This is a genomic window from Bifidobacterium sp. (assembly GCF_050874245.1).
Lineage (GTDB): Bacteria > Actinomycetota > Actinomycetes > Actinomycetales > Bifidobacteriaceae > Bifidobacterium.
Genome location: NZ_JBNMKH010000059.1, coordinates 1 through 12,298, shown reverse-complemented (window position 1 = coordinate 12,298; position 12,298 = coordinate 1). Strand labels below are relative to the sequence as shown.

Annotated in this window: 7 protein-coding genes; 6 read left to right on the top strand and 1 reads right to left on the bottom strand. The window is 58.5% G+C overall.

The annotated features are described in order from the left end of the window. From ACR0P8_RS07085 to ACR0P8_RS07060, 6 genes are all read left to right on the top strand, one after another. On the top strand, positions 1-738 hold a 738-nt coding region (locus tag ACR0P8_RS07085; protein ID WP_432624420.1), incomplete at its 5' end, for a LytR/AlgR family response regulator transcription factor. A gap of 64 nt (positions 739-802) precedes the next feature. Continuing rightward, on the top strand, positions 803-2,104 hold the full coding sequence (locus ACR0P8_RS07080; RefSeq protein WP_432624419.1) for a GHKL domain-containing protein: 1,302 nt from the start codon (positions 803-805) through the stop codon (positions 2,102-2,104). Between the two features lie 131 nt (positions 2,105-2,235). Beyond that, the gene (locus tag ACR0P8_RS07075) at positions 2,236-5,379 is read left to right on the top strand and encodes a glycoside hydrolase family 3 C-terminal domain-containing protein (RefSeq protein WP_432624418.1); all 3,144 of its coding nucleotides are present in this window, start codon (positions 2,236-2,238) and stop codon (positions 5,377-5,379) included. A gap of 11 nt (positions 5,380-5,390) precedes the next feature. Beyond that, a complete protein-coding gene (locus ACR0P8_RS07070) occupies positions 5,391-5,843 on the top strand; it encodes a hypothetical protein (protein WP_432624417.1) in 453 nt (150 codons plus the stop codon). Positions 5,844-5,982: 139 nt separating this feature from the next. After that, entirely contained in the window at positions 5,983-8,424 is a 2,442-nt protein-coding gene (locus ACR0P8_RS07065) for a glycoside hydrolase family 2 TIM barrel-domain containing protein (protein ID WP_432624416.1), read from the top strand. 20 nt (positions 8,425-8,444) lie between these two features. Further along, positions 8,445-9,029, top strand: coding sequence for a hypothetical protein (locus ACR0P8_RS07060; RefSeq protein WP_432624415.1), 585 nt, complete (start codon positions 8,445-8,447; stop codon positions 9,027-9,029). A gap of 1,025 nt (positions 9,030-10,054) precedes the next feature. Here ACR0P8_RS07060 and ACR0P8_RS07055 read toward each other — a convergent pair. Continuing rightward, complete coding sequence (locus tag ACR0P8_RS07055) at positions 10,055-11,824, bottom strand: acetolactate synthase large subunit (RefSeq protein WP_432624414.1); 1,770 nt, start codon at positions 11,822-11,824, stop codon at positions 10,055-10,057. Positions 11,825-12,298: the final 474 nt, after the last annotated feature.

The following is a 12,298-nucleotide window of genomic DNA, read 5'->3' as shown; positions in this document are numbered from 1 at the left end:
GAACGACGAGGGGGCAACGGGATGCTAACAGTGGCCATCATCGAAGACGAGGGGCAGGCGGCGGAACGTCTGAGAGCCTGTCTCGGAAGATTCGAGTCGGACCACCCCAACACCCGTTTCGAGACGACTGTCTTCGCTGAGCCGACAAGATTCTTCGAGGGATACCGTCCGGTATGGGACATCGTCTTCATGGACATCGAGATGCCGAACATGGACGGCATGTCCGCCGCACATAGATTACGTCAACTGGATGGGCAGGTGACGTTGATATTCGTGACGAATATGGCGCAGTTCGCCGCGAAAGGCTACGAGGTGGACGCGCTCGACTACATCATCAAGCCGTTCTCCTACGCCGATTTTGAACGTAAACTCGATAGAGCCGTGGCTTTGAGGAATGAGGATTCCGCGGCGGTGATGATCGTGCAGCGTTCCGGCACCAGGCGCGTGCTGCTACGTGAGATCGAATACATCGAGGTCAGGAACCATGCCCTGCTCTACCATACCGAACACGGGATCCTGACCGGCACGGGAACATTGCAGGACATCGTGGACAAACTTGGATCGCACGGATTCCTCCGTTGCAGCAAGGCTTTCGTCGTGAATAGTCGGCATGTGGAAGCCGTCAAAGGCAACGGTCTGGTTTTGGCGGATGGCAGCCAAATCGCCCTTGGACGTGCATACAAGAAATCCTTCATGGTCGCTCTCGCAGACAGCATGGGGAACGACGCCATCCTATAGCGGTCCGGAGGGGAAGACTTCGAAGACGTATAAATCCACAGCGCAAGAAGGGAGGAACAGGGCGATGAGGACGATTGATATGCTCTTGGGTTTCTTCACTACGAATGGAATGGTCGTCGAATTGACCGTGTCCACGTTGTTGTTCACTTGGTGGCTCGAGCGTCGCGACATGTTCTGGTGGAGGTTCCTGACGGGAATCGCGGTCATGCTTGTCGAGTCGATGCTGTGGAACGCCTATATCCCCCAATATTTCCTGACGATCACTGTGCAGAACGTCATCGCCTTCGCATTGGTCATCCTGTGGATATTGCAATGCTGGACCGTCAACATACGGCAGGCGTTGTTCTACTTCGTCATGGCCGGTGCCACGCAGCACCTTGTCTACCGCGGCGCGAGGCTGCTGTCGGTGAGCTTGCACCAAATCTGGGACAGCGCTGCATGGATTGACACGTATGCCTACTCGCTTGCGCAGATCCCTCTCTATATATTGGCCTATCTTGTGTTCGGGCGGCCCATGGCCCGTAGGGACATATCCATGGTCGGTGGACGGTCCGTGTTCGCGATGCTGCTTGGTATGGTGCTATGCGTCAGCGTGTTCACCAACATGTTCAATGCCGTCGCCACGCCGGTCGGAGCGGCCTCCGCTGACGTATACACAGTGTTCAGTCTTTTCGACTTCGTCACCTGCGTCTTCATGCTGGAGTTGGCCATCGAACTGGTTTCCAGACAGCGCGCGCACGCGGAAGGCGAAGTTCTACGTCAGCTGTTGTACCAGCAGAAAAGGCAGATGGAGAACACGAAGGAGACCATCGACCTGATCAACGTGAAAACGCATGACCTGAAGAAACAGATTTCCCAACTCGGGCCGTCGATATCGCAGGAACAGGCGGACGAGCTGCACAGACTCGTGGACGTCTACGATTCCTCCGTCCGCACGGGCAATGAGACGTTGGATGTGCTACTGGCCAACAAGTCGATGCAATGCGAGCAACGCGGCATCCAGTTCGACAGGATGATCGATGGAGGAATCCTCGACTTCATGAACCCGGCCGATATTTACTCGCTCGTCGGTAATGCGCTCGACAACGCGCTGGAGGCGGTGTCCGCGTTGCCGCGGGATGCCGAAAGGTACGTTTCCGTGCGCATCCGGCGGAACAAGGGAATGGCCATGATCCGTGTGGAGAACCCGTTCTCGGGAACACTGGACTTCGCGGACGGCCTGCCGATGACCACAAAGGAAGATGCGCGGTACCACGGTTTCGGTACCCGTTCAATCAGGATGATCGCCCAGAAATACCACGGTTACATGTCGATTTCCGCGCGCGACGGGATCTTCCGGCTGACGGTGATTCTGCCGTTGCCGTGACGTTGCGAAGATGTCGTTCACGACGTTTCGTCTACCGTTCACGAAGCGGCGCTTATGAGAGACGGTCTCCTCCGGCAGTCTGGTATCAGGAATCCTCATAGAGGAGGATCCAGAGATTCAAGGAGGATGAGATGCATAAGCGTACGGGCTTATGGCGGGGATTGACCGCCGTGGGTGCGATGCTCCTCACAATCGCCATCATGGCGGGCATGATCATGGAGACATACCGCACGTCACTGGACGCGTTCGTCGGCACGAGAAGCCAGAAGACAGTGACCGACCAGTCCGCCGACAAGAACGACAGCTGGACCTACAAATCGGAGTTCAAGACAGCGAAGGAAGCTTACGAAGGCTTCAAGAAGACTGCGATGGACGAATCTCCGGAGACCTATGCGCTGCTGAAGAACAGCGATGGAGCTCTGCCGATTTCCAAGACCGCGAAGATCACCATGTTCGGTGTGCGTAGCTTCGCCCCGGTGTACGGCAGCTCCGGTGGATCCGTCACGGACGGCAATTCGACGGTACAGATCACCAAGGCGTTCGAAGACGAGGGCTTCCAGATCAATCCCTCGATGCTCAAGGCGTACCAGAACTATTTCAAGGGCAAGAAATGGACCACTCCGAAATTCGGTGGAGGAGTCGTTCCCGAATACGAGGACATCACCAAATACAATGACCCCTGCGAACTGAGCCTTGACGAGTTGGCCAAACTTAACCCGGACTACAAGTCCCAGTACAAGGAATACAACGATGCCGCAATCGTGGTGGTCGGAAGGCCGGGAGGCGAGAACGGCGACGGGTACCGTCCAGGCAAGGAAGGTCTGGCCAACGGCGTGAACACTGTGACCGGAAACATCCTTTCTCTGAGTGACGAGGAGATGGCCTTGGTCAATGAGGCGAAAGCCAACTTCAACAAAGTCATCGTGCTGGTCAATTCCGTCAATCCGATGGAAATCGCCAATTTGCAGGACGATCCCGGCATCGATGCGATCATGTGGATCGGATATCCGGGTGCATACGGCTTCTACGGAGTGGCGGACGTGCTCAACGGCACGGTCTCTCCATCCGCGCACCTTGGCGACGTGATGGCCAAGAACAGCGCTGTCGCTCCCGCCATGAAGAACTACGGCAACGTGGCTTGGACCAACGCCTCCGACTTCTCCGAGGATGCCGCCGTCAACTCGTATCTGATGGAGGCTGAGGGCATTTACACCGGCTACAGGTATTACGAGACCCGCTACGCCGACATGGTGATGGGTAACGGCGGCGAACAGGCGTCCGCCGGAACGTACACGGCCGCCGATGGGACGGCTGCGACCGTGGACGGCAAATGGAATTACGCCAACGAAGTGGTATATCCGTTCGGCTATGGTCTGAGCTACACCACATTCGAGCAGAAACTCGATTCCGTCGAAGTCAAGGGAGACAAGAAGACCGCCGTTGCGACCGTCACCGTCAAGAACACCGGTGACGTGGCCGGCAAGTCCGTCGTCCAGCTGTACGCGTCCGTGCCTTACACCGACTACGACAAGAAGAACGGCGTGGAGAAGTCCGCGATTCAGCTCATGGACTTCGAGAAGACCGAATCCCTGAAGCCGGGCGAATCCCAGACCATCACCATGAACGTGGATCTGGCCAACCTTGCAAGCTACGATGCCAACAAGGCCAAGACCTACATCGTGGATCCAGGGGACTACTATCTCTCCATCGGAACCGACGCCCATGACGCGCTGAACAACGTACTCGCCGCGCAAGGATACGGCGAATCCGACGGCATGACAGCGGCCGGTGACAAGACCAAGACCTATAAGTGGACATGGAAGGGCGGTGTGGACGCCGATACCTTCTCCACTTCGGACAACGGCACGAAGATCACCAACCAGCTTACGAATGGCATCTACGCCACCGACTACAACGCCTTCGATAAGGGTGCGGTCACCTACATGACTCGTTCCGATTGGAACGGCAGCTTCCCGAAGACCTATTCGGGTATCACGGCCGACAAGAAGGTGTCCAAGCTGCTGAACAACGATTTCATCAATCTGAAAACCGACGACGACGTTTCCGATATCAAAACGGGAGACAAGTCCAGCAGTCTGACCATCAACGACATGAAGGGCGCATCCTTCGATGACGAACGTTGGGATGAACTGACATCGAAGATCTCCGTCAAGGAGTTCATGTCCTTCGCGGAGACCGCCTTCCATGCCATCGGGTCGATCGATTCCATCGGCCTTCAGCAGATGACCACCGACGACGGGCCAGGAGGCTCCGACTCGCATTATCTGAACGAGGGACAGTACCAAGGCAAGCCATTCAAGGACGCCAAGGATAAGAAGTACGCCAACAAAAGCGCGCGCGTGGCCCCCTCGCCGGTCAATCTGGCGTACAGCTGGAACAAGGATCTCGCCTACCGCAATGGCGAGGTGATTCTCGGCGAAAGCAGCCTGGTGTTCAACCTGCCAATCATGATTGGACCGGCGATGAACCTTCATCGCCATGCCTACAACTCCCGTAGCGTGGAGTACTATTCCGAGGACCCGATCCTGTCCGGATACATCGGCTCCGCGGTGGTTCAGGGAGCACAATCCAAGGGCACGCTCGTCAATGTGAAGCACCTCGCGTTCAATGACCAGGAGATCAACCGTTCCGGTGTGGCCACCTTCATGAACGAGCAGAAGGCCCGCGAGATGGAACTGCGTGATTTCCAGCAGGCATTCGAAGCCAAAGGCAAGCCGGCGTCCTTTGCGTCCGACTCCTCCAAGAAGGATTCCTACAAGCAGGGCGCACTCGGACTGATGACCTCCTACAACCGCATCGGCGCCGTCGCCTCCAGCGCGAACGCCGCGGTGATGGTCAACATCCTCCGCAACGAATGGGGCTTCCACGGATACAACGTCACTGACTTCACCTCCATCTCCCCGCATGCCGCACCGAAGGAGTCCGTCCTTGCTGGCACCAATGCGTTCTGCGGCTTCGGCAATCAAGGCGTGAAGTACTGGGATGCCGACACTTTGAGCAAGGACCGCGACATGCTCCTGGCCATCAAACAGGACATGCATCAGGCCCTGTGGGCGATTGCCAACTCCAACGCGATGAACGGCGTGAACTCCAGTACTCACACCGTCAACGTGATGACTTGGTGGCGTGCGGCATATATTGCCGCGATCGGAGCGTCCGGCCTGCTGACCTTGGCTGGTTTGGCCGGCTACACGGTCGTCCGTATCCGTTCCGTCCACAGCATGGCCAATGGACCAGTGGCGGCTTCGAAGTGAAAGGACATATCATGGCAACATCGATTAAGACCCATGTCGCCGAAATCGTAGCCATGGCGGCAACGTTCGTCGGACTGGTGATCTACATAGTCAACTCCGCAACCGGATACATGGCCGGGCAAGGGATGAGCGTGCCGCTCATTGCGTTGAGCGTGGTGGCCGTCATCGCCCTCGTGTTCCGTACCGCTGCACGGAACCGTCTGCCGGCGGTGCTGGCTGACGTGCTGCTGATCATCTCGGAAGTGATGCTGCTCGCGTCGTTCGCGCAATTCGTCCTCGCTCGTGTGCGTCTCGCGGCGGACATCTACTTCATCCCGGTCAATTACCCGGCGTCGGAGCAGACTTCCCTCAACGTGGCGCTCATCGGCGTCGGCTGCTACCTCGTGGCCATCATCGCCCTAGTGGTCGAGTCGTTCACGGCCAAGGACCGGCACTACGCCGTGATCATGGCTGAAACCGAATGATTCGGCAGATTCCATAACCAACGAGAGAAGGGTGGACGGACGATATGAAACGTTCGTTCACCCTTCCTTCCCGCTGATTTCCGCCGATTCTTGCAATCACGGGGTCGGCACCTCATACAGGCTTTGAAGAGGAGACAACATGCAGTCAACCAATTTCAACGACGGTTGGGCGTACCGTCATCTTGCGCGGTCCGGTGAGACCGGGGAGCAGTGGATTCCGGTCTCCATCCCGCATGACGCGATGCTGTCGGAGCCACGCAGCCCACTCGCCGCGAGCGGGCTCAATTCCGGCTGGTTCGAGGGACGCGACTACGAATACGTCAGACGGTTCACCCCCGGCAGGGAGCTCGCTGGGCATCGCATGCTGCTCGAGTTCGAAGGCGTCTACCATGACGCCGAAGTATGGGTGAACGGGGAGAAACGCGCCTTCCGCCCGTACGGATACACGAATTTCTATGTCGACCTGACCGATTGCGTGCGTGTCGGTGAATCCAACGAGATCCGCGTGGTGGCCCGCAATGCCGACCAGCCCAACTCGCGATGGTATTCGGGTGCCGGCATCTACAGGCCCGTCGTGCTGTGGACAGCGCCGTCCGGCCACATCACGGTCAACGGCCTCGCCGCGCGCACCATCAGCGCCGACGCGGCGGCCGGCCGCGCGCGGATCGCCGTCGACGTCGAGACGAACGCCGTCGGCGACGTCGAGATCATGATTCCCGAAGCGGGCGTCGACATGGTCGAAGCGTGCGTGGCAGGTGGCAACACGTTCGAGATCGACGTCGAGAACGCGCGCCTGTGGTCCCCGGAGCATCCCGACCTGTACCGCATGACCGCGCGCTTCACCGCGGACGGTGCCACGGAAAGCGACGCCGCGTCGATCACGTTCGGCATCCGGACGTTGGAATGGTCGGACAGTGGCCTGCTCATCAACGGCTCGCGCGTGATCCTCCAGGGCGCCTGCGTCCACCACGACAACGGCGTGCTCGGCGCGTGCGCGTACGCGGACGCGGAGGAACGCAAGATCCGGCTGATGAAGTCCAACGGATACAACGCCATCCGTTCCGCGCACAACCCCTGCTCCAAGGCCATGCTCGACGCGTGTGACCGTCTGGGCGTGCTGGTGATGGACGAATACATCGACCACTGGTACATCCACAAGACGCAGCACGACTACGTCGACCATTTCGACGAATGGTGGAGGCGCGACCTGGAGGACATGGTCGCCAAGGACCGCAACCATCCGAGCGTGGTGCTGTACTCCACCGGCAACGAGGTGTCGGAGACCGCGCAGAAGCGGGGCATCGCCCTGACCCGGGAGATGACCGAACACCTGCACGCGCTCGACGGCACGCGTCCGGTCACCTGCGGCGTGAACATCTTCTTCAACTTCCTGTCCTCGATCGGATTCGGCCAGTACTCCGACAAGAAGGCCGCCAAGGAGGCCGAGAAGGCCGAGAAGCGACGTGCCTCCGGACAGGCCGCGGACAGGCACAAGGCCGTCGGAAGCGAGTTCTTCAACAACATGGCCGGGCTCCTCGGCGCTGATTTCATGAAGACCGGAGCGGCCCTGCCGTTCTGCGACTGGGTGACCCGGGACGCGTTCGCGGCTATGGACGTGGCCGGCTACAACTACGGCATCAAACGGTACGGGCATGATCTGAAAAAGTACCCCCGGCGTCTCATCCTCGGATCGGAGACCTTCTGCAGCGACGCCTACGAATTCCGCGAGCTCGCCAAACGCGAGCCGCGCCTGATCGGCGACTTCGTATGGTCCGGCATGGACTACCTCGGCGAGACCGGGGTCGGCGCGTGGGAATACGAGGACTACGCTCCGCCGCGCGTCGAATACGGCTGGCTGACCGCCGGCTCCGGACGCGTCGACCTGACCGGCCGGCCGCTCGGCGAGGCGTACTACACGCGCGTCGCGCTGGAGCAGTCCACCGGCCCGTTCATCGCCGTGCGCCCGGTGAACCATACCGGGGACAGGCACTCGCCCAGCGCATGGAAGATGAGCGACGCCATCGACTCCTGGAGCTGGAACGGATGCGAGGGACGGAAGGCCGAGGTGGAGGTCTACGCGCGTGCGGCCGAAGTGGCACTGCTGCTCAACGGACGTGAAGTCGGCCGGCGCGCGCTGCGGAACGATTGCATCGCACGCTTCCCGTGCGAATACGAGCCGGGCGTGCTGGAGGCCGTGGCATACGACAGCGACGGCCGTGAGATCAACCGCGACCAGCTCGTCAGCGCCGGCGGGGACACCCGGCTCGACGCCGGAATCGAGTATCTGGGCGGGGAACTCGCCTTCGTGAGGGTCCGGTACACCGACGCCAACGGGACGACCAAGCCGTTGGAACGCGGAATACTCACGGCGACCATCGATGGAGCGGGGAATGGCGATCTGCTCGGCTTCGGCTGCGCCGCCCCGTACAACAAGATCGGCTTCCTGTCCGGGAAGACCGACACGTACTACGGCGAGGCCCTCGCGGTGGTACGGCGTCCCGGACGCTCCGGCGGCGAGACCGTGCTGCACGTGACCGATGGAAGACTGTCCACGCGAATCGCGATTCCAGCGAACGCGTGATTGGAAGAAAAGAGGAAGATATGGTCGACCAGCCATCCGGAAAGACCGCTGCCAGCCCGATCGGCGTATGGTGGGGCCGATTCGCAGTCAAGCACAAGCTGATCGCGCAGTTCGTGATGTTCTACGCGTTCTCGCTGTTCGTCACCGTGCTGCAATACGTGATGCTCACATTCCTGCCGGAACTGATCCATGCGCATACCAACTGGTGCGACATTCCATGCCAGCTGATCCATTTGGCGATCGGCCCGGTGGACACGTACGTGTTCGACTATCCGGTCACCGGGGATGCCACCGGCGGCATGGGATACTTCGCCGCGTTCGCCATCACGTTGTTCGTGGCGCAATGCGTGAACTTCCCGATGCAACGCAACATCACCTTCAAATCGCATGGCAACGTGTGGTTCCAGATCGCTTGGTATGTGGTGGCGTTCGTGCTCATCACCATCGCATGCAGCTTCCTGATGGGATTGTATGTGCCATTGTGCAAGCGATTCTTCCCGGCTGCGGTGTACAACATCCTCATCACCGTGATTAACGGCGGCGTGCAGATGGTGATTTACTTCCCGATCTACAAGATCATCTTCCCCGAAGGCGAGGCGAAGTAGATTCATTGCTCTGTCGAGGCATGGCAGGTACTTCTGACCATGCCTCCTGGCTGGGGGCGGCGGCACGGGTGGTGTCATTCAGGTACCGTATGTCGAAAATGGTGTCTTTTGGGTACCAACTAGTGTCATTCAGGTACCAACTGGTGTCATTCGGGTACCGGCCGGGTGGTTATTGGTGGATGTTTCCCTTGGAAATCATGGGATTCCATGGTTTGGAATGCCGCAGATCACCATTCCGTGTCTTTTGGGTACCGATATCGAAGACTGGTGTCTTTTAGGTACCGTTCGTGTCTTTTGGGTACCAACGTGGTCCAAGGTGGTGTCATTCAGGTACCAACTGGTGTTATTCGGGTACCGGTTGGTGTCTTTTAGGTACCACCGTGGCGTACGGGTGGTGTCATTCGAGTACGGATTGGTGTCATTCGGGTACCAATCCGTACCTTCGGGGGTGGAATGACGATGATTTCTCTCGCTAAATGCCGTTGAATGCGGTCATATCGGTGGATTTGAATCGTTTTGTGTCTTTTGGGTACCGATGTGTCTTTTGGGTACCAGGTCGTGTCTTTTAGGTACCTGAACGTTCTTGGGTGAAACCTTGCGGCCAATGAAACAAAAATGGAGCAATTTTATAAAAGATATAAAAGTTATAAAAGGATTGCGCTGACACTCTCCGTCGCATTCTTGGGAATGGTGGTTTCCACGGAGGTTCGACGGACTTCGCTGCCTCATGGAATATCATCCTGTGCGTGTGTCTACTGCAGATAAATGCCTTGGATGTTGCTGGGGTGATTGTGAAGAATCAGCTAATGCTGACAGGTGTATTTAAATATATTTATTTAAAACTGGATAAATAAATATATTTAAATATCCTGTCGCTATGTTCTTAAAACGGAGGTTTCCGGAACGGAGGACGAATCGGTCGCCAGATCTTGGAGACACGGTTTTCTCCACGGAATCCTGCTTCGAGTTTGCACTGCTCCATCCGTCACAACTACCCGTCAGCACAATCCGCTGACTATCACTTATTAGTCGCTGAAATCAACCTCGCCAAGCTTCTCGATAAGCTTCATATTCTCGCCGTAATCAACGGGGCAAGCAATGATGTCCACGCCACTGCCGGCCTGCAGCGCCTCGCACAGCGTCGGATACAACTCGTCCGCGGATTCGATCATATGGCCGCGCGCGCCGAAACTGCGCGCCAGCTCGCACACGTCGGGATTGTCGAAATCGACGTTCTCGTACGAGCCGTTGTGTATGTTCATCTTCCATTTGATCAGGCCATACGCCTTGTCGACCCAGACAAGCGCGACCATGCGTGCGCCGACGCGCACCGCGGTCTCGATCTCCTGCACGTTCATCAGGAAGCTGCCGTCGCCCATCGCGGCCAATACCGGTCGTCCGGGATTCTCCAGGGACGCGGCGACGGCGCCCGGCAGCGTCCACGCCATCGTCGACAGGGAGTTGTCGATCACGCACGTGTTGGAATAGTACGTGGGGTACAGGCGAGCCATCCACATCTTCAGCGCGCCGGTGTCCACCAGCGTGATGTCGCCGTCGGCCATGGCCCTTCGGGTGTCGTAGACGATGCGCTGCGGCTTCATCGGGAACGAATCGTCCTCGGCGTACGAACGGAATTCGCCGTCGAGCAGCTCGTGGATCATCGGATGCGATTCGTCGAATTTGATGCCCTTCACGCGCAGCCTGTCGATCAGCGCCTCCAGCGTCTGGTCGATGTCGCCCATGATGTTGAGCGCGGTCGAATAGTGCGCGTCGGTGTCCTCGACGAACGTATTGATATGGATGATCGTCTTGTCGTCGTCCGGGTTGATTTTCTTCGGGTCGAATTGCTGAATTGAGAAGCCGACGGCGATGATCAGGTCGGCCTCGTCGAACGCGAAATTCTCGTAATCGTGCTTCATGAATCCGACCACGCCAAGTGCGTTGGGAATGTGATCCGAGATCACACCCTTGCCTTCGAACGTGGTCGCGACCGGCACGTTAAGTTGCTCAGCCAATGCGAGCAGCCGGTTTTCGGCATGCGCTCGAGCCACGCCGTTGCCTGCAAGGATGATCGGATGGCGTGCCCGGCCGATGATGTCGGCCGCGCGGGCGATGGTGTCGTTGGTTGGACGGATATGCATGGTGTGGGGGAGTGGCGGCGGTCCGATTCCGGCCGGCACTGGCATTCCCGCGACGTCCTCGGGGAGGATAAGGCAGGTCGCGCCAGGACGTTTGCGCTGCGCTATGGAGAAGGCTTTGCGTACGATTTCCGGCACGGCGCTGGGGATGGTGATCATGCTGGTCCACTGGGTGATCGGGCGGAACACGGAGACCAGGTCCACGATTTGGTGCGATTCCTTGTACAGGCGGGTCACGTTGCCTTGGGCGCAGATGGCTACCATGGGTGTGGTGCTTGCGTTGGCCTGCGCGACCGGCAGGGTGAGGTTCAGCGCACCGGGGCCGAGCGTTGCGAGGCACACGCCCGGTTCGCCGGTCAGATGGCCTTGCGTGGACGCCATGAATCCGGCGCCCTGCTCGTGCCGCGTCAGGACGAAGCGGATGCGTCCGTCGCGCTCCAAAGCCTCCATAAGGGGGATGTTCTCCTCGCCGGGAATGCCATAGATGACGTGCACGCCTTCGTTGACGAGGCATTCGACGAACAGGTCGGCGACGTTGCGCTCATGTGTGGCGGGTTCTTGTGTGGAGCGTTCGTGCGCGGCTGTCTCATGCGTGGCGGAAGCCGTTTCGACCGCTTGCTCGGTGGTGGTTTCGTTTGCTGTTTCGGTGCTGTTCATGGGGTCACATGCTAACGATTCGTTTGTAACGGTTCCGATAACGTTTCGCACGGTTATGCAAACGATGTGCCGTGCATAATCCATGCAACATCGACGGCAGACGCTCCAAATCGGCTGAAAACCGGGATTTTCACGCACAATTATCATGGCGTCTCATATTTTCTATACCTGAAACGGGTCCGGCACCTTTCGGCGGTAGGGTATGACGGCATACATGGGGTATGACGGATTTTGCGTCCGTTCCGCGATGCGGATACGGGTTCATTCGGCACGCAACGTGTGACACATAGACCAATGGGGAAGAAGAATATGATGGGCGAAAACGACAAGGCGGACGAGACAGTGGAACGGGCCATCGAATCGTCCGCCGACAAGGCTGCGGAAGCGGAGATCCGCGAGCTGACGGACTTTGAAAACGCCATCGACGAGACACTGGCCACCGGTTATCTGGATGACACCCTGACCGTCACCGAT